The sequence below is a fragment of the Pantoea sp. alder81 genome, assembly GCF_020179835.1.
Classification (GTDB): Bacteria; Pseudomonadota; Gammaproteobacteria; order Enterobacterales; family Enterobacteriaceae; genus Pantoea.
Map to the genome: position 1 here is coordinate 477,442 of NZ_JAIUDA010000002.1, position 17,659 is coordinate 495,100.

Genomic DNA, 17,659 nt, shown 5'->3' on the forward strand with positions numbered 1-17,659 from the left:
GGATGTGATGCAACATGTGGGAAGTTATTACGCAGCAACTGCTAATGCGCATGAGCCATGGCCCGAACTGCAGGAATCGGTGCAGTGTGATGTCTGTATTATCGGCGGCGGATTTACCGGTCTCTCCTCCGCACTGTTTTTGACCGAAGCGGGTTACGACGTGGTGCTGCTGGAAGCGGCCAGGATTGGCTTTGGTGCCAGTGGTCGTAACGGCGGTCAGGTGGTGAATTCTTATAGCCGTGATGTGGATGTGATTGAACAGCGCTACGGCAAAGACGTGGCGAAGATGCTGGGTAATATGATGTTTGAGGGCGCGGAGATTATTCGCGATCGCATTGATCGTTATGCCATCGCCTGCGATTACCGGCCCGGCGGCATTTTTGCGGCGTTGAATCAGCGCCAGATGGGCCACTTGCGCAGCCAGAAAGCCAACTGGGAGCGCTATGGTAACCATAATCTGGAGCTACTGGATGAGCGCGCGATTCGTCGCGAAGTGGCGACCGATCGCTACGTCGGCGGCTTGCTGGATAAGCGCGGCGGACATCTGCATCCGTTAAACCTGGCGCTGGGTGAAGCGGAGGCGATTCGTCGTCACGGCGGGCGCATCTATGAACAATCCGCGGCGCTGGAAGTGAAGTACGGCGAACCGCATCGGGTTAAAACCGCCAAAGGCGAGGTGACCGCCACCTTTGTGATTTTTGCGGGTAATGCTTACCTCCCCTCACAACTGGAGCCGCGCCTGAGTCGCAAAAGCATGCCGTGCGGCTCGCAAATCATTACCACCGAACCGCTGAGCCGCGATCAGGCGTTAGGGCTGCTGCCGAATAATCACTGCGTCGAAGATTGTAATTACCTGCTGGATTACTTCCGTCTCACCGCCGATAACCGCCTGCTGTACGGCGGTGGTGTGGTGTATGGCGCACGTGAACCAGATGACATTGAAGCATTGATTAGGCCGAAGCTGCTGCGCACCTTTCCCCAGTTGAAGGATGTGAAATTCAGCCATCGCTGGAGTGGTAACTTCCTGCTAACGCTGTCACGTATGCCGCAGTTTGGGCAGATCGAGAAAAATGCGTTCTTTATGCAGGGGGATAGCGGGCATGGTGTGACCTGTACGCATTTATCGGGAAGGTTGATTGCCGAGGTGCTACGTGGGCAGGCGGAACGGTTTGATGCCTTTGCGAAATTGCCGCACCTGCCGTTTCCGGGTGGGAGACGGTTTAAAGTGCCGCTGACGGCGATGGGCGCGGTGTGGTATGCGTTGAGGGATCGGTTGGGGGTTTGATTATCTTACCAGGTCGCCATGAATGGCGACCCTACAGGTGTGATTTGCGGTCTTCGTAGGGTGCGCATTTATGCGCACCAGGAAATTTAGCGAGCGCATAAATACGCACCAGAAATAAATGCTCACTCCAGCGGCATCTTCATCGGGTCATCGTAGCTGTACTCAAATCCCAACTCATTACAGATCTTCGACCCATCTACCACCTTCCCTGCCTCTCGCTCAGGTTCAGCCGCAAACGTCGGTGCCACCAGCCCCAACTGCTTCGAGACAAACGGATAAAAATCATCACGCGCGGGATGTTTAGACGCACACAAGTTATACACGCGTCCACCTTTCGGCGTTTGCAGCAATAGCACTATCGCATCCACCACATCATCAAGATGCACCAGATTTACCGCATGACCGCCGTTATCCAGCCCGGTTTTCCCGGCAAGGAATCGTCCCGGATGGCGATTTGGCCCAACCAGTCCAGCCAAACGCACAATATCCACGCTGGTGCCCGGCAAATCGTGCAGCCAGTTTTCCAGCTCCACCAGCGTTTTACCCGCCACGCTCTCCGGCTGCAGCGCGCTGCTCTCTTTCATCACGCCCGAACCGGTACCGTACACCGATGATGAACTGGTGAAGATGATGCGCGGGACTTTATGCGCCAGTGCGGTATCCACCACGTTTTGTACCGCTTGCATATAGTCTTCGCCGCCTTGCACAGTGCGGCTGGCGGGCAAAGTCACCACCAGCGCGTCCACGGCCATCAACGTGGCTAATTCATTCGCTTCACACTCAATTTCCGGAGTAAGCACCAGTTGGAACGCCTCAATACCGCAGCGACGTGCGGCATCAACACCATCGGGAGAGGTTTTGCTGCCGGTGACCTGCCAGCCGCGTGCCGTTAACGCCATCGCCAGCGGCATACCCAGCCATCCCAGACCTACAATCGCGACTTTTTTCATACCGACTCCTGCTTTACGCGCTAAGACACTCCATCTTAGTCCCAGCGGTTGTGGCAAACCAGCGCAAACTGTTGCGGAAGGTTCCGAGAACTGACGTTAAAAAAGGGTTGCCAATCGCCGTCATCTTCGTTAGGTTAATCAGCACGCAAATGAATACTCATTCAGCAACGGAATTTACTATGACACGCGTTCAGTTCAACCACCATCATCACCATCATCCTGACTAGTCTTTCAGGCGATGTGTGCTGGGAGACGATTAGGATCTTCCAGTGGTGCGAACGCAAAGAGAGCCCCCGGAAGATCATCTTCCGGGGGTTTTTTTATGGGCGAACGCAACCCAACTGAGTTCAGACAGGATTGAATAAGAGGACAGGAACCATGTTAGATAACACCCGTATTCGCATAGCTATGCAGAAATCTGGCCGTTTAAGTGATGAATCACGCGAATTGCTGGCCCGCTGCGGTATCAAAATCAACCTTCAGCAGCAGCGTCTGATTGCGTTTGCGGAGAACATGCCTATCGATATCCTGCGTGTGCGCGATGACGATATCCCTGGCCTGGTGATGGATGGCGTGGTGGATCTCGGCATCGTCGGTGAAAACGTGCTGGAAGAAGAGCTGCTGGACCGCCGCGCACAAGGCGAAGACCCGCGTTACTTCACCCTGCGTCGTCTCGATTTCGGCGGTTGCCGCCTGTCGCTGGCGATGCCAGTGGATGCGGAATACACCGGCGTGCAATGCCTGCAGAACTCACGTATCGCTACCTCTTATCCGCACCTGCTGAAGAAATACCTCGATAAGCAAGGCGTTGCCTTCAAATCTTGCCTGCTGAACGGTTCTGTCGAAGTGGCGCCGCGTGCAGGTCTGGCTGATGCCATCTGTGACCTGGTCTCAACCGGTGCCACTCTCGAAGCCAACGGCCTGCGTGAAGTGGAAGTCATCTACCGCTCCAAAGCGGTGCTGATTCAGCGCGATGGCGAGCTGCCAGCGGCGAAACAAGAACTGATCGACAAAATGATGACGCGTATTCAGGGCGTGATCAAAGCGCGTGAGTCCAAGTACATCATGCTGCACGCGCCAAGCGAGCGTCTGGAAGAAGTGATTGCTCTGCTGCCAGGTGCTGAGCGCCCAACCGTACTGCCATTGGCAGGTGATGTCAGCCGCGTGGCGATGCACATGGTGAGCAGCGAAACCCTGTTCTGGGAAACCATGGAAAAACTGAAAGCGCTGGGTGCCAGCTCGATCCTCGTACTGCCAATCGAAAAAATGTTGGAGTAACAGCATGAGCACAATCATGACCCCAATTGACTGGCAACAGTGCGATGAACAGCAGCAGCAAGCGCTGCTGATGCGCCCGGCGATTTCTGCCTCGGCGAGCATCAGTGAAGTGGTGCGCGACGTGCTGGCGAAAGTAAAGGAAGAAGGCGATGACGCGCTGCGTGAATTCAGCGCGCGCTTCGACAAAGCACAGGTGGAAAACCTGCGCGTCACGCCTGAAGAGATGCAAGCTGCCAGCGATCGTTTGAGCGATACGCTGAAGCAGGCGATGGCAGTGGCCGTGGGGAATATCGAAACTTTCCACAATGCGCAGATTTTGCCCGCGGTAGATATCGAGACGCAGCCTGGCGTGCGCTGCCAGCAGATTACCCGTCCGGTGCAATCTGTTGGGCTGTATATTCCTGGCGGCTCCGCCCCGCTGTTCTCCACGGTGCTGATGCTGGCAACCCCAGCACGTATTGCCGGTTGTGGTCGTGTGGTGCTGTGTTCTCCTCCGCCGATTGCGGATGAGATTCTGTACGCGGCGCAATTGTGCGGCGTTAAAGAGGTGTTTCAGGTCGGCGGTGCGCAAGCGATTGCCTCACTGGCCTTCGGTACCGAAACCGTGCCAAAAGTGGACAAAATTTTTGGCCCAGGCAACGCCTATGTGACCGAAGCGAAACGTCAGGTCAGCCAGCGCTTAGATGGTGCAGCAATCGATATGCCTGCAGGCCCATCAGAAGTGCTGGTGATTGCTGATGAAGGCGCCACGCCAGCGTTCGTGGCTTCAGACCTGTTATCACAAGCGGAACACGGCCCGGATTCACAGGTGATCTTACTGACGCCTTCGCTGAAACTGGCAGAAGGCGTGGCGCTCGCAGTGGAAGAGCAGTTGGCACAACTGCCACGTGCGGCCACCGCGCGTCAGGCACTGGAGAGTAGCCGTCTGATTGTGTTACGCGATTTGGCACAGTGCGTGGAAATCTCCAACCTGTATGGCCCAGAGCACCTGATTATTCAGACGCGCCAGCCGCGCGATCTGGTGGACGCGATCACCAGCGCCGGTTCGGTTTTCCTGGGCGACTGGTCACCTGAATCAGCGGGCGATTACGCTTCCGGCACTAACCACGTCTTACCGACTTACGGTTATACCTCGACCTGTTCTAGTCTGGGACTGGCCGATTTCCAGAAGCGCATGACGGTGCAAGAGCTGACGCCGCAAGGCTTCCTTAATCTGGCCGCCACTATTGAAACTTTAGCGGCTGCTGAGCAGCTGGAAGCTCACAAAAACGCCGTTACCCTGCGTGTTGCCGCGCTGAAGGAGCAAGCATGAGCATTGAAGATTTAGCCCGCGCCAACGTGCGCGCGTTGACGCCCTATCAATCGGCGCGTCGTCTGGGTGGTAATGGTGATGTATGGCTAAACGCCAACGAGTTCCCGCTGCCGGTGCCGTTTGAGCTGTCTCAGCAGACGCTGAACCGCTATCCGGAATGCCAGCCGAAAATTGTGATTGAGCGTTATGCGGCTTATGCCGGTTTGACGCCAGAGCAAGTGATTGTCAGCCGTGGCGCCGATGAAGGTATCGAACTGTTAATGCGCGCCTTCTGCGAGCCAGGTAAAGACGCGATTTTGTTCTGCCCGCCCACTTACGGCATGTACAGCGTCAGCGCGGAAACCATCGGCATTGAGTATCGCACTGTGGCAGCACTGGGGGACTGGCAGCTAAATCTGCCAGCGATTGCTGAGCAGTTAGACGGCGTGAAAGTCGTTTACATGTGCAGCCCGAACAACCCGACCGGTAACCTGATCAATCAAGACGATATTCGTAAGCTGCTGGAGATAACGGCCGGTAAAGCGCTGCTGGTCGCCGATGAAGCTTATATTGAGTTCTGCCCGGAAGCGACGCTGGCCGGCTGGTTGCAAGAGTATCCACATCTGGTGATCCTGCGCACCTTGTCGAAAGCCTTTGCGCTGGCGGGCCTGCGCTGTGGTTTCACGCTGGCCAACAAGCCAGTCATCGATCTGCTAATGAAAGTGATCGCCCCTTACCCGCTGGCTACGCCGGTTGCCGATGTAGCAGGACAAGCCCTGAGCGAGCAAGGCATTGCGCTGATGCGTCAGCACGTGGCCGAACTCAACGCCAATCGCGCGTGGCTGTTTGAACAACTGCCGCAGCTGAGCGTGGTGCAGCAGGTGTTCCCGAGCGAAACCAACTACATTCTGGCGCGCTTCACTGATTCACCAAAAGTATTTAAAACGTTGTGGGATCAAGGCATTATTCTGCGCGACCAAAATAAAAACCCCGGCCTTGCGGGATGCCTGCGCATCTCTATTGGCACCCGTGAAGAGTGCGAGCGCCTGATCGCCGCGCTGCAAGCCTTATCAGTGGAGTAAGCATGAGCCAGAAGACCCTTTTTATTGACCGCGACGGTACCATCATCTCTGAGCCGCCAACGGATTATCAGGTAGATCGCATGGAGAAGCTGGCGTTTGAAAAGAATGCCATTCCTGCGCTGCTGGCCCTGCAAAATGCCGGTTATCAGTTAGTGATGATCACTAATCAGGATGGCCTCGGCACTGACAGCTTCCCGCAGGCTGATTTTGATGGCCCGCACAACCTGATGATGCAGATTTTGAGTTCACAGGGCGTGAACTTTAGCGACATCCTGATCTGCCCGCATATGCCCGAGGACAACTGCGATTGCCGCAAACCGAAAACCAAAATGGTGGAAGCCTGGCTGGCACAAGGCGCACTGGATACCGCAAACAGCTATGTGATTGGCGATCGTCTGACCGATATCCAACTGGCTGAGAACATGGGCATTCAGGGCCTGCGTTATGGTGCAGAAGGCATTGACTGGGATGCGATCCAAACTCGCCTGACCAAACGCGATCGCCATGCGCTGGTGCAGCGCGACACCAAAGAAACGCAGATCAAAGTGGAAGTCTGGCTGGACCGCGAAGGCGGTAGCAAGATCAACACTGGCGTCGGCTTCTTTGATCACATGCTGGATCAGATCGCGGTGCACGGCGGCTTCCGCATGAACATCGACGTGAAAGGTGATCTCTACATCGACGATCACCACACCGTGGAAGATACCGGTCTGGCGCTGGGTGAAGCGCTACTGAAAGCGCTGGGCGACAAACGTGGCATCGGCCGTTTCGGCTTTGTGCTGCCGATGGACGAATGTCTGGCGCGCTGTGCACTGGATATCTCTGGCCGTCCGCACATCGAATTCAAAGCCGAGTTCAGCTATCAGCGTGTCGGCGATCTCAGCACCGAGATGGTTGAGCACTTCTTCAGCTCCCTCTCCTACGCGATGATGAGCACCCTGCACCTGAAAACTAAAGGCAAGAACGACCATCACCGTGTGGAAAGCCTGTTCAAAGCCTTTGGCCGCACTTTACGTCAGGCGATTCGCGTGGAAGGCAACACCCTGCCGAGCTCGAAAGGAGTGCTGTGATGAACGTGGTGATTCTCGATACCGGCTGCGCCAACCTGTCATCGGTAAAGTGGGCAATTGAGCGCCTCGGCTATACGCCAGAGGTGAGCCGCGATCCCGACGTGGTGCTGCGTGCCGACAAGCTGCTGCTGCCGGGCGTGGGCACCGCCCAAGCGGCCATGAACCAGCTGCAGGAGCGTGATCTGATCGATTTGATCAAAGCCTGTACCCAACCAGTGCTGGGGATTTGCCTCGGCATGCAGTTGCTGGGTCGCGGCAGCGATGAGAACGGCGGCGTAACCACGCTGGGCCTGGTGGATGAACCGGTCTCGCTGATGGATACCCAGGGTTTGCCATTGCCGCACATGGGCTGGAACCAGATCACCTCGCAGGCGGGTAATCACCTGTTCCGTAATATCCCGGACGGCAGCTACTTCTACTTTGTGCACAGCTACGCCATGCCGGTAAATGCCGCCACCATCGCCCAGTGCGACTATGGCCATCCGTTTACCGCCGCCCTGCAGAAAGATAACTTCTTCGGCGTGCAGTTCCACCCGGAGCGTTCTGGCAAAGCAGGCGCGCAGCTGTTGAAAAACTTCCTGGAGATGTGATGATTATCCCCGCATTAGATTTAATCGACGGCAAAGTGGTGCGTCTGCATCAGGGCGACTACGGCCAACAGCGCGACTACGGTAGCGATCCACTGCCGCGCCTGCAGGATTACGAACGTCAGGGCGCGGAAGTGCTGCACCTGGTGGATTTAACCGGTGCCAAAGATCCGGCTAAGCGCCAGATCCCTCTGCTCACTACCCTGCTGCGCGGCGTCAATGTACCGGTGCAGGTCGGTGGCGGCATCCGTAATCGTGAAGACGTTGCGGCCTTGCTGGAAGCTGGCGCGACTCGCGTGGTGGTCGGTTCCACCGCCGTGAAGCAGCCGGAAGAAGTGAAAAGCTGGTTTGAAGAGTTTGGTGCTGATGCCATCGTGCTGGCGCTGGATGTGCGCATTGACGCTAATAATCGCAAAGAAGTGGCGATAAGCGGCTGGCAGGAAGCGGCAGGCGTGACGCTGGAAGAGGTGATTGGCTGGTATCAGCCGGTTGGTCTGAAGCACGTGCTGTGCACCGATATCTCGCGCGATGGCACCTTAAGCGGCTCCAACGTGGCGCTGTATAAAGAAGTGTCCGATGCCTTCCCGGACATCGCGTTCCAGAGTTCAGGCGGCATTGGCTCGCTGGATGACATCGCGGCCCTGCGTGGCAGCGGCGCGCAGGGCGTGATCGTCGGTCGCGCATTGCTGGAAGATAAATTCACCGTAGCGGAGGCGATTGCATGCTGGCAAAACGGATAATTCCTTGTCTCGATGTTCGTGACGGACAAGTGGTCAAAGGCGTGCAGTTCCGCAACCACGAAATCATCGGTGACATCGTGCCACTGGCGCAGCGCTATGCACAGGAAGGCGCTGACGAGTTGGTGTTCTACGATATCACCGCCTCTTCTGATGGCCGTGTAGTGGACAAAAGCTGGGTATCGCGCGTAGCAGAAGTAATCGATATTCCGTTCTGCGTGGCGGGCGGTATCAAGAGCGAAGAGGATGCCGCGCGCATTCTGCAGTTCGGTGCAGATAAGATCTCTATCAACTCCCCGGCGCTGGCTGATCCGACGTTGATCACCCGTCTGGCGGATCGCTTTGGTGTGCAGTGCATCGTGGTGGGGATTGATACCTGGTTCGATGAAGCCACCGGCAAGTATCACGTCAATCAATATACCGGCGACGAATCCCGTACGCGCGTTACGACCTGGGAAACCCTCGACTGGGTACAGGAAGTGCAAAAGCTGGGCGCGGGCGAAATTGTGCTGAACATGATGAACCAGGATGGCGTGCGTAACGGCTACGATCTGGTACAACTGAAGAAAGTGCGTGACGTGTGTAAAGTGCCACTGATCGCTTCTGGCGGCGCGGGCACCATGCCACACTTCCTCGAAGCCTTTGAACAGGCAAACGTTGATGGCGCACTGGCCGCTTCAGTGTTCCACAAACAAATTATCAATATCGGCGAGTTGAAAAACTTCCTGATCGACAACGGTGTGGAGATTCGCGCGTGTTAACTGCAGAACAACTGGCCAAACTGGATTGGGCCAAAACCGCGGGCATGATGCCTGTCATCGTCCAGCATAATGTTTCTGGTGAAGTGCTGATGCACGGTTACATGAATGAGGAAGCGCTGCAAAAGACGCTGGCGGAAGGCAACGTCACCTTCTTCTCTCGCACCAAAAACCGTCTCTGGACCAAAGGGGAAACCTCCGGACATTTCCTGCAGGTGGCGAGCATCACGCCCGATTGTGATAACGATACGCTGCTGGTGCTGGCAAACCCGATTGGGCCAACCTGCCACCTCGGAACATCAAGCTGCTTCTCACCGGCGGCGCCAGATTGGGCGTTCCTGTATCAGCTGGAGCAGTTGCTGGCTTCGCGTAAGAGCGCCGATCCGGAAAGCTCTTACACCGCGAAACTGTATGCCAGCGGCACCAAACGTATCGCGCAGAAGGTGGGTGAAGAAGGCGTGGAGACCGCGTTGGCTGCTACGGTGAACGACCGTCACGAACTGACCAACGAAGCTTCTGATTTGCTGTATCACCTGATGGTGCTGCTGCAGGATCAGGAGCTGGATTTGAGCACGATTATTAATAATCTGCGGGCGCGTCATAAGTAACAAGATTCCCAGCAAATGTTCAGGCGCACTTCGGTGCGCCTTGTTGTTTCTAAGCCAGAGAGCATTGCCACTTATAATGGTAACGTGATGAAAATAATCTGCTAATTGCCATGGCTCACCGTGATCGGTACTCTGCTTTATTCCACATCACGAAAAAAGAAGACCGATATTATGGCAAGTTCTCGTTTTACTGCCCGCCTGCGTCAGACGCTGGCGTTGGCTGTGCTGGCAGGTTGCGCGTTTGGCGCACAGGCAAAGATTGAACAAGTACGCTTCGCGGTTGATCCAACCTATCCTCCTTTCGAATCCAAAACGCCACAGGGCAAGCTGGTTGGCTTTGATATCGACCTTGGCAACGCACTGTGCGAGCAGATGCAAACCAAGTGCGTGTGGGTAGAGAGCCAGTTCGACGGCATGATCCCTGCGCTGAAAGCCCGCAAGTTTGATGCCATCCTGTCGGATATGGGTATTACAGAAGAGCGCTTGAAGCAGATCGATTTCACCGTGCCGCTGTATGACACCAAGACTCAATTAATTGCACGTAAAGGTTCCGGCCTGTTGCCAACCGCTGAATCGCTGAAAGGCAAGACGGTTGGCGTTGAGCAGGGAACCGTGCAGGAGCGTTATGCGCTGGCAAAATGGCAGCCACACGGCGTGAATGTTGTGCCTTACGGCGATCAGGCGCAGGTGGAGAGCGATTTGATTTCTGGCCGCCTGGATGTGGTGTTCACTGATGCGGCTCAGGCGGCAAACGGCTTCCTGAAACACCCTCAGGGCAAAGATTTCGAGCTGGCCGGCCCTATTGTTGAAGACCCGATTATCGGCCCAGGTACGGCAATTGGTTTGCGTAAAGGCGACGAAGAGCTGAAAACGGCACTCGATAACGCTTTCGCTGAAATCAAGAAAAACGGCACCTTCGATAAGATCCAGAAGAAATACTTCGCCACCGATATCTCGATCCAGCATTAATCCATACAGAGGCGGCCTCAAGGCCGCCCGATTCGCGCTGCTAACATGAGCGAGCGCAAATTTAGCGGCTTCATTTTCGCTCATTCTCACAGCAGCACTATAATTCCAATCAATAAAATTAATCAGGCACCACGTTCAACGTGCCGTAGATACAGGACATCGACCACGTCATGCAACAACAACATCATCCTCTGTTAAGTGCTTCCCTCGGTACACAGCGCGAAATCGTCAGCTTCCATTTCGGTACCGATTCACAGCAGCGCGTCTACATTCAGGCGGCACTGCACGGCGATGAACTGCCGGGTATGGCAGTGGCGTGGTTCCTGAAACAGAAACTGCTGACGCTGGAATCTGCCGGGCAGCTGAAATCAAAGATCACGCTGGTGCCGGTGGCGAATCCGCTAGCGATGGGCCAGCACTGGCATGGCAGCCATCTTGGGCGTTTTCATACGCTCTCTGGTCAGGATTTTAATCGCCGCTTTCCGGCTTTGGGCGATACCCTGGCTGAAGAGCTTGCCGATTCATTAACGCAGAGCGAGTATGAGAACAAGCGGCTGATCCGTGATGCCATTGACCGTCATTATCGCGATCGCATTGCTCGTACCGAGCTGGATGCGCAGCGCTTTACGCTGATGCGAATGGCCAGTCAGGCAGATTTGATGATTGACCTGCACTGCGACTGGGATGCATTGCCACACCTCTACACGACCCCGCATGCCTGGCAGGACATTGAGCCTTTAGCGCGTTGGTTAGGTAGCGAAGTACAGCTGCTGGCGCAGATTTCAGGTGGCGAGCCGTTTGATGAAGCCTGCTGTGAGCCGTGGCTGACGCTGGCAGAACGGTTTGGTAGTGAGTATCCAATGCCACGTGGTTTGTTGCCGGTGACGCTGGAATTACGTGGTGTAGTAGATGTGTCGCCTGAACAAGCAGAGAAAGATGCGGATGCGATTATTAATGCGTTGATCGAAGGTGGCTACATTGCGGGTGAAGTGGGTGAGTCCCCCGCCCTGATCAACCCTGCAACGCCGCTGGCGGGTTGTGAGTATATTCATGCGCCGCATTCTGGGTTGCTGTTGAATCGCCGTGAGTTGGGCGAATGTATTAAGCCGGGTGAAGTGGTGGCGGAGATTGTGGACCCAATTACCGACCAGGTGACGCCACTGGTGGCGGAGTTTGGTGGGGTGTTGTATGCGAGGAATTTGATGAAGTTTGCTACGGCTGGGATGCTGGTGGTGAGGTTGGCTGGGGAGAATGCGGGGCGTGATGGGGAGCTTTTAGTGGTTTGAGTTTAACCAAAATGAATAATGGCCAAACATAAAAATTTTAATTGTAATCAGCTTTTATTTAAGTTAGATATTTTTTAAGGGAAATAATATGTCATTTGAATAAATTAAAGTAAAAAAGTTGATATACATTATATACTTAGTTTATTAATCGTTTTGGCTACGTTGTATAGAGTCTACTTTCAAAATTATATACAATGATTAGATAGGAACATTGCCTTGTCTGTTTTTAATAGCGTATTTCTTCAGCTTAATTTAAATTCAGCCGATGCCTAGTAATTTAGCCATAAATGAAATTGTGACTCGTTATAGATCTGCACCAAGTCATTAACGATTTTCCGAGCATTGAGAACATCGTTGAACGATTGCTCATTCAGGTATTCATAAGGAAAGCGATCGTTGAAATTTTCAATGAATTCGCTCTGAGTTGGTTTACCCGAGAAGTTTAAGCGCAACTTAACACACTGTACAAGGCCCATAGCTCTAATGTAAGCAAAGTAGATTTCTAGCCATAATCAGTTCTTATCGTCGCCGGATAAAAAATAGACTGTACAATGCTGTCCAAAAATACGTGTCACCTGAATGCCTGAAGCTCATCCCAAATGTTGGGATGAGCTTCAGGCTTCCTGTGTGAAATCATCCACAAAGATAGGGCACTTAGTGTGGCAACTATTGCCGAACATGAGAATTGAAAATAAGAACATTTTCAAATTACATCCTTGTCAGAAAAAGCAATGTGTAGCAACATACATCACCTCATTTCAAAATCAAAATTACAATGAAACTAAATATACCTATATCATTGACATTATTCAGGTTTTTTTTGATTCCGTTTTTTGTAATATCATATTACATAGATTATTCATGGTCAGCGGCTGTGACTACCATAATTTTTATTGTCGCTTCAGCTACTGATTGGCTTGATGGGTATCTTGCCCGAAGACTAAACCAAACTACTCAGTTTGGTGCATTTCTCGACCCAGTTGCTGATAAAGTTCTCGTCACCATCGCCTTTGTTCTCATAGCCGAACATTTCCATTCATGGTGGGTAACCATCCCTGTATCGATAATGATCGCCCGTGAGATTATTATCTCTGCGCTAAGGGAATGGATGGCTGAATTGGGAGAGAGAAACTCGGTAAAAGTTTCATGGGCTGGAAAGCTTAAAACATCATTACAAATGATTTGCTTAACTGCCCTCTTGTGGCGAAGTGGCTTAACCCTAACGTCAATAGGAGTAATAGCATTATATACTTCAACTGCTTTAACGATATATTCAATGTATGGATATCTAAGGGCTGCAAAAAAACACTTATAGGCCGTTAGAATTAAATTTTGGTAATTATTAATTTTGTCACATGGGATAAAAATATGCTTAGCTTGTTTATTTCAATTTTTTTCATGTTTATTTCGCTTCTTTTAGCGAGGAAATTTATATCACAAAGACTCTCTGAAAAAATATTTATCATTTCATTATATGTGTTAATATTATTTATTAGCTGTTTTTATGTTGGAGCCAACTATTTTACAGGTGCAGGCATAAATGAATCGGTTATCTACACTCTTCTTAGTGATTTGAAGGGCGCTGGCGTTCAAAAGTACGTCTTTCCATTTTCAATGATACTGTTTACGTTCCTATGCATGGTATTCATGATGTGGAAAGCTGTAAATGTAAACAATTCCATTCCAACCAAATCGAGCAAAAAGAACACGTTGAAAGTGTTCATTGTTATTTTAGCATCTATTGTTATCAATCCTGGTGTGATTGGGTTATATAAAATCATCAATACTAGACTTCACGATTCAAAAGATTTCACTAAATATTATATTGACCCATCAGAGTCAACAAAGAAACCAACAAAAAATATAATTTATATTTATGGTGAAAGTCTGGAAAGAACATACTTTGATAAATCTTGGTTCCCTCATTTAACTGATGATCTCTCATCTATTAAAGATAAGTCATATGACTTTAATAACACAATTCAGTTACCTGGTACTGACTACACTATTGCAGGAATTGTATCATCACAGTGTGGAATTCCTTTATTTGCTCCTTTCTCTGGCAATTCTTCTGACTCCTTGGCTTCGTTCTTCCCCGGAACCACCTGCCTTGGAGATATACTAAAGAAGTCAGGTTATGAACTCTATTTTTACCAGGGAGCAGATCTCGATTTTGGTGGGAAAAGATTATTCTTTGAAAATCATGGGTTTGACCATATATTTGGTCGCCAAGAATTAGCCGCTGATGTGGTAGACCGTTCATATGTTAACGATTGGGGATGGTATGATGATACAGTTCTAGATCTTGCATTTAAGCAGTATCAGAAACTGTCGAAATCAAACAAGCCATTTGGACTTTTTTTATTGACCGTAGATACTCATCACCCTGACGGATTTGTTAACAAATCATGCAGCAAAGATAACTACCTGTTTAATGCTAAATCTAACTCATCAATGTCAGCAGTTTTTTGCTCACAAGAGCAAATAGCTAAATTCATTAATAAAGTCAAATCTTCTCCAGAATTTAAGAACACAATTATCGTCGTAACTTCAGATCATCTGGCCATGAATAATACAGCCTACGACGCGTTGATTTCTCATCCTCGTAGAGACCTGTTCATGCTTATTGATAGCGAAAGCAGTGCACAAAAAGTGGATTTAAGCAAAGAAAGAAGCAGCCTTGATAACGGCGCAACAGTGCTTGATGCTATGGGAGGAGATTCACGTATTGGCCTTGGAAGAAGTTCTTTCAAGAGTGAGACTCTATACGAAAAGTTCCCGGATATGACTGAAAAAGTCAACTCATGGAAAAACTCTGTAATCGCCTTGTGGGGATTTCCAAAATCAATTAAAAATTTTACAATACATAAGTCGGCGATGCAGATTGAGCTTCCTGAGACCTCTTTCAAATTACCAGTTCTTCTTAAAATAACCAAAGACTCTATAGAACCTTATTTCGATAGAGATGTAAGCGTGTCGTTAGCTACACAGCTTTCTGAGTTTAGTGAAGGAAGCCAATTCTTATGGGTGGATGACTGTTTCAAGATCACCCATGTATTCTCTAATAAAATCGAACCTGGGCTTTGTGTTGCATATGGGAAAAATAACGGCGGAGTCTTTTTAAGTAAAGTTGATGATGACAAGATTAAATTCACTTACGATATATCAAATGCTAAAAATTATGATGTTAGCTTTAAAGATCGTATTACTCAACTTAAAATTCCACTTCGAGAGTTAAAATACCCAGGTAATAAAATTGATTTTAGTTATCCTGGAATGCCAGAGTATGTGAAAAAAATAACTGGTTTATCTCATCGTGAAGATTGGGGAAGATGGAGTGATGCTTCTCTAAGTGTCTCAGTCATAATCGAAACTAAAGATCCTCTTCCTGAGGATGTAAGTATTGACTTAGATGCCAGCGCATACAAAGATGGTGATGGCGGATTGGTTGATGTAACTATTGGAAATGAAACTAAGCGGGTAGATTTCAAGACCATTGGAAATATTCAGGGTCTTTCTTTCGCTAACAGGCAGCATTCAAATGAGATTCTGATTACACCAATTCATCCTTCATCACCGCTTTCCAACGGTGAGAGCGGGGATGCAAGAATTTTGGGGATAGGCTTAAGAAATTTAATTGTTAATAATATAAGATAAAAACACATGGCTTAATCTTAAGATATTTTTATTAAGTGATGTAGGCCAAGTAGTTTCAGCATTAACATTTTGGATTAAATAATAGGCCTGTCAAACGGGCCTGTCATTTTTTAAATCTCAACAAGTCAGCACCCATGATTTTTGATCAAAAAAATATCATTGTTATTTTAATTAGATATGAAAGCACACCATACAGCTTATATTACGTTAAATTCGCTTGTTCTTTTCTATCCCCCTAGTTAACTACGTACCAAAGATTTAAGAATTTCACTTTTATTATCAGCTTTTAAATATATCGATGAACAACTCCACAGCGTTGCAGAATACTAATTAAACTTCCATTTCTCTTTGTCACCCCTGGGAGGGAGTTGTATTAATCCATGTCTTACTGGTAGCAAAAATTCTGTACTGCAGATATTTATTACTTACTCATCCTTATTTAAATCATAGCCGCACGAGTGTAAATATAATATGACAAACCATTGAATGAAGAAATTTAAAATTAGATGAAAAATTTCATTATAACAACATCTATTTTTACCGGAATTGCATCAAATCCTAAAAAATAAATTGGTGAAATTGTGTTTATTGAATATATTCATTTTCAAATACAATAATATCAATTTAAAAAAAAGGCTCAATGCTATGCATTAAGCCTTTTACTTAACTAATCATATATCTAATAAAAATTAGTCAAGCCACTCGGTGTGGAAAACACCGTCTTTGTCAGTACGCTTGTAAGTATGAGCACCAAAATAGTCACGTTGAGCTTGAATCAAGTTCGCTGGTAAGATTTCAGAGCGATAGCTGTCATAGTAAGCGATAGCTGCTGAGAAGGTTGGCGTTGGAATACCGTTTTGGATAGCGTAAGAAACGACATCACGCAGCGCTTGCTGATACTCATCAGCAATGTTTTTGAAGTATGGATCCAGCAGCAAATTAGCGATATTGGCATTGCTTGCATACGCATCAGTGATTTTCTGCAAGAACTGAGCACGGATAATGCAACCCGCACGGAAGATCTTAGCGATTTCACCGTAGTGCAGATCCCAATTGTTTTCTTCAGAAGCAGCACGCAGCTGTGAGAAGCCCTGTGCATAAGAAACAATTTTACCCAAATACAAAGCACGTCGTACTTTCTCAACGAACTCAGCTTTATCACCAGTGAAGGCTTTAGCTTGTGGACCGCTCAATACTTTAGAAGCAGCAACACGCTGAGATTTCAGAGATGAAAGGTAACGGGCGAATACAGATTCCGTAATCAGTGACAACGGCTCGCCGAGGTCCAATGAGCTCTGACTGGTCCATTTACCGGTACCTTTGTTCGCTGCTTCATCCAGAATCACATCAACTAGGTATTTACCGTCTTCATCTTTCTTAGTGAAGATATCTTTAGTGATGTCAATCAAATAGCTGCTCAACTCACCATTGTTCCAGTCAGTGAAGGTTTTAGCCAGTTCTTCGTTGTTTAGACCCAGCGCACCTTTTAGCAACGCATAAGCTTCTGCAATCAGCTGCATGTCGCCGTACTCGATGCCGTTATGTACCATCTTAACGTAGTGACCAGCACCGTTTGGACCGATGTAAGCAACACAAGCTTCGCCATCTTCGGCGCGCGCTGCGATCTTATCCAAAATTGGTGCGACCAGTTCGTACGCTTCTTTCTGACCACCAGGCATGATGGAAGGACCTTTCAATGCGCCTTCTTCACCGCCAGAAACGCCTGTACCAATGAAGTTAAAGCCTTGATCAGAAAGTTCTTTATTGCGACGAATAGTGTCTTTATAGAAAGTGTTACCGCCATCAATAAGGATGTCGCCCTTGTCCAGATGCGGTGTCAGTGAAGCGATAGTTTTATCGGTAGCTTCACCGGCTTGAACCATTAGCAAAATGCGGCGTGGTTTTTCTAGTGATTCAACAAACTCTTCTACGGTGTAAAATGGCGCGAGTTTCTTACCCTGATTTTCCGCGATGACTTCATCAGTCTTTTCACGAGAACGGTTGAAGATAGAAACAGTGTAACCACGGCTCTCAATGTTTAAAGCCAGATTACGTCCCATCACAGCCATACCAACCACACCGATTTGTTGCTTGGACATTA

At 49.7% G+C, this 17,659-nt stretch carries 17 protein-coding genes and 1 other annotated feature; of the genes, 14 read left to right on the top strand and 3 right to left on the bottom strand.

Features of this window, described 5'->3' with window-relative positions:
- Nucleotides 1-7 precede the first annotated feature (7 nt).
- The gene (locus LBW88_RS07175) at nt 8-1,285 is read left to right on the top strand and encodes an NAD(P)/FAD-dependent oxidoreductase (protein ID WP_265112580.1); all 1,278 of its coding nucleotides are present in this window, start codon (nt 8-10) and stop codon (nt 1,283-1,285) included.
- Between the two features lie 122 nt (nt 1,286-1,407).
- Here LBW88_RS07175 and LBW88_RS07180 read toward each other — a convergent pair whose 3' ends face one another.
- Nucleotides 1,408-2,235 carry an SDR family oxidoreductase gene (locus LBW88_RS07180; protein WP_224931357.1) on the bottom strand — a complete coding sequence of 276 codons (828 nt, stop codon included), beginning with the start codon at nt 2,233-2,235 and terminating at the stop codon, nt 1,408-1,410.
- A 179-nt stretch (nt 2,236-2,414) separates the two neighbouring features.
- On the opposite strand from LBW88_RS07180, the gene hisL reads away from it, so the two are divergent.
- From hisL to LBW88_RS07235, 11 genes are all read left to right on the top strand, one after another.
- Entirely contained in the window at nt 2,415-2,462 is a 48-nt protein-coding gene (gene hisL, locus LBW88_RS07185; RefSeq protein ID WP_100396937.1) for a his operon leader peptide, read from the top strand.
- Nucleotides 2,438-2,559, top strand: a sequence feature (His leader region). Its footprint overlaps the gene before it by 25 nt.
- 54 nt (nt 2,560-2,613) lie before the next feature.
- Nucleotides 2,614-3,513, top strand: a complete 900-nt coding sequence (gene hisG, locus LBW88_RS07190) for an ATP phosphoribosyltransferase (protein WP_224931355.1) — start codon at nt 2,614-2,616, stop codon at nt 3,511-3,513.
- Between the two features lie 4 nt (nt 3,514-3,517).
- Nucleotides 3,518-4,825, top strand: coding sequence for a histidinol dehydrogenase (hisD, locus tag LBW88_RS07195; protein WP_224931353.1), 1,308 nt, complete (start codon nt 3,518-3,520; stop codon nt 4,823-4,825).
- Nucleotides 4,822-5,886 (top strand): histidinol-phosphate transaminase, encoded by a 1,065-nt coding sequence (gene hisC / locus LBW88_RS07200; RefSeq protein ID WP_224931352.1) that lies wholly within the window; start codon nt 4,822-4,824, stop codon nt 5,884-5,886. The genes hisD and hisC overlap by 4 nt, the downstream gene beginning before the upstream one ends.
- Nucleotides 5,887-5,888: 2 nt before the next feature.
- A complete protein-coding gene (gene hisB, locus LBW88_RS07205; protein ID WP_224931350.1) occupies nt 5,889-6,956 on the top strand; it encodes a bifunctional histidinol-phosphatase/imidazoleglycerol-phosphate dehydratase HisB in 1,068 nt (355 codons plus the stop codon).
- Nucleotides 6,956-7,546, top strand: a complete 591-nt coding sequence (hisH, locus tag LBW88_RS07210) for an imidazole glycerol phosphate synthase subunit HisH (protein WP_034824743.1) — start codon at nt 6,956-6,958, stop codon at nt 7,544-7,546. The genes hisB and hisH overlap by 1 nt, the downstream gene beginning before the upstream one ends.
- Nucleotides 7,546-8,283, top strand: coding sequence for a 1-(5-phosphoribosyl)-5-[(5-phosphoribosylamino)methylideneamino]imidazole-4-carboxamide isomerase (hisA, locus tag LBW88_RS07215; RefSeq protein WP_224931348.1), 738 nt, complete (start codon nt 7,546-7,548; stop codon nt 8,281-8,283). Before hisH ends, hisA begins: the two co-directional genes overlap by 1 nt.
- Nucleotides 8,265-9,041, top strand: a complete 777-nt coding sequence (hisF, locus tag LBW88_RS07220; protein ID WP_034824747.1) for an imidazole glycerol phosphate synthase subunit HisF — start codon at nt 8,265-8,267, stop codon at nt 9,039-9,041. The genes hisA and hisF overlap by 19 nt, the downstream gene beginning before the upstream one ends.
- On the top strand, nt 9,035-9,646 hold the full coding sequence (hisIE, locus tag LBW88_RS07225) for a bifunctional phosphoribosyl-AMP cyclohydrolase/phosphoribosyl-ATP diphosphatase HisIE (RefSeq protein ID WP_034824749.1): 612 nt from the start codon (nt 9,035-9,037) through the stop codon (nt 9,644-9,646). Before hisF ends, hisIE begins: the two co-directional genes overlap by 7 nt.
- A 171-nt stretch (nt 9,647-9,817) precedes the next feature.
- Nucleotides 9,818-10,615, top strand: a complete 798-nt coding sequence (locus LBW88_RS07230; RefSeq protein ID WP_224931346.1) for an ABC transporter substrate-binding protein — start codon at nt 9,818-9,820, stop codon at nt 10,613-10,615.
- A gap of 170 nt (nt 10,616-10,785) precedes the next feature.
- Nucleotides 10,786-11,901 carry a succinylglutamate desuccinylase/aspartoacylase family protein gene (locus LBW88_RS07235; protein WP_224931344.1) on the top strand — a complete coding sequence of 372 codons (1,116 nt, stop codon included), beginning with the start codon at nt 10,786-10,788 and terminating at the stop codon, nt 11,899-11,901.
- A gap of 269 nt (nt 11,902-12,170) precedes the next feature.
- Here LBW88_RS07235 and LBW88_RS26590 read toward each other — a convergent pair whose 3' ends face one another.
- The gene (locus LBW88_RS26590) at nt 12,171-12,377 is read right to left on the bottom strand and encodes a transposase (RefSeq protein ID WP_224931342.1); all 207 of its coding nucleotides are present in this window, start codon (nt 12,375-12,377) and stop codon (nt 12,171-12,173) included.
- Nucleotides 12,378-12,676: 299 nt separating this feature from the next.
- On the opposite strand from LBW88_RS26590, the gene pgsA reads away from it, so the two are divergent.
- Nucleotides 12,677-13,216, top strand: a complete 540-nt coding sequence (gene pgsA / locus LBW88_RS07245) for a CDP-diacylglycerol--glycerol-3-phosphate 3-phosphatidyltransferase (RefSeq protein ID WP_224931340.1) — start codon at nt 12,677-12,679, stop codon at nt 13,214-13,216.
- A 53-nt stretch (nt 13,217-13,269) separates the two neighbouring features.
- A complete protein-coding gene (gene opgB / locus LBW88_RS07250; protein WP_224931338.1) occupies nt 13,270-15,558 on the top strand; it encodes a phosphatidylglycerol--membrane-oligosaccharide glycerophosphotransferase in 2,289 nt (762 codons plus the stop codon).
- A 689-nt stretch (nt 15,559-16,247) separates the two neighbouring features.
- On the opposite strand, the gene gndA is transcribed toward opgB, so the two are convergent.
- Entirely contained in the window at nt 16,248-17,657 is a 1,410-nt protein-coding gene (gene gndA / locus LBW88_RS07255) for an NADP-dependent phosphogluconate dehydrogenase (protein WP_224931336.1), read from the bottom strand.
- Nucleotides 17,658-17,659: the final 2 nt, after the last annotated feature.

Excerpts from the sequence above, each read along its gene's own strand:
- LBW88_RS07175 (WP_265112580.1), top strand. The coding sequence starts at position 8 with ATGCAACATGTGGGAAGTTATTACGCAGCAACTGCTAATGCGCATGAG.
- LBW88_RS07180 (WP_224931357.1), bottom strand. The coding sequence starts at position 2,235 with ATGAAAAAAGTCGCGATTGTAGGTCTGGGATGGCTGGGTATGCCGCTG.
- hisG (WP_224931355.1), top strand. The coding sequence starts at position 2,614 with ATGTTAGATAACACCCGTATTCGCATAGCTATGCAGAAATCTGGCCGT.
- hisD (WP_224931353.1), top strand. The coding sequence starts at position 3,518 with ATGAGCACAATCATGACCCCAATTGACTGGCAACAGTGCGATGAACAG.
- hisC (WP_224931352.1), top strand. The coding sequence starts at position 4,822 with ATGAGCATTGAAGATTTAGCCCGCGCCAACGTGCGCGCGTTGACGCCC.
- hisB (WP_224931350.1), top strand. The coding sequence starts at position 5,889 with ATGAGCCAGAAGACCCTTTTTATTGACCGCGACGGTACCATCATCTCT.
- hisH (WP_034824743.1), top strand. The coding sequence starts at position 6,956 with ATGAACGTGGTGATTCTCGATACCGGCTGCGCCAACCTGTCATCGGTA.
- hisA (WP_224931348.1), top strand. The coding sequence starts at position 7,546 with ATGATTATCCCCGCATTAGATTTAATCGACGGCAAAGTGGTGCGTCTG.
- hisF (WP_034824747.1), top strand. The coding sequence starts at position 8,265 with ATGCTGGCAAAACGGATAATTCCTTGTCTCGATGTTCGTGACGGACAA.
- LBW88_RS07230 (WP_224931346.1), top strand. The coding sequence starts at position 9,818 with ATGGCAAGTTCTCGTTTTACTGCCCGCCTGCGTCAGACGCTGGCGTTG.
- LBW88_RS07235 (WP_224931344.1), top strand. The coding sequence starts at position 10,786 with ATGCAACAACAACATCATCCTCTGTTAAGTGCTTCCCTCGGTACACAG.
- LBW88_RS26590 (WP_224931342.1), bottom strand. The coding sequence starts at position 12,377 with ATGGGCCTTGTACAGTGTGTTAAGTTGCGCTTAAACTTCTCGGGTAAA.
- pgsA (WP_224931340.1), top strand. The coding sequence starts at position 12,677 with ATGAAACTAAATATACCTATATCATTGACATTATTCAGGTTTTTTTTG.
- opgB (WP_224931338.1), top strand. The coding sequence starts at position 13,270 with ATGCTTAGCTTGTTTATTTCAATTTTTTTCATGTTTATTTCGCTTCTT.
- gndA (WP_224931336.1), bottom strand. The coding sequence starts at position 17,657 with ATGTCCAAGCAACAAATCGGTGTGGTTGGTATGGCTGTGATGGGACGT.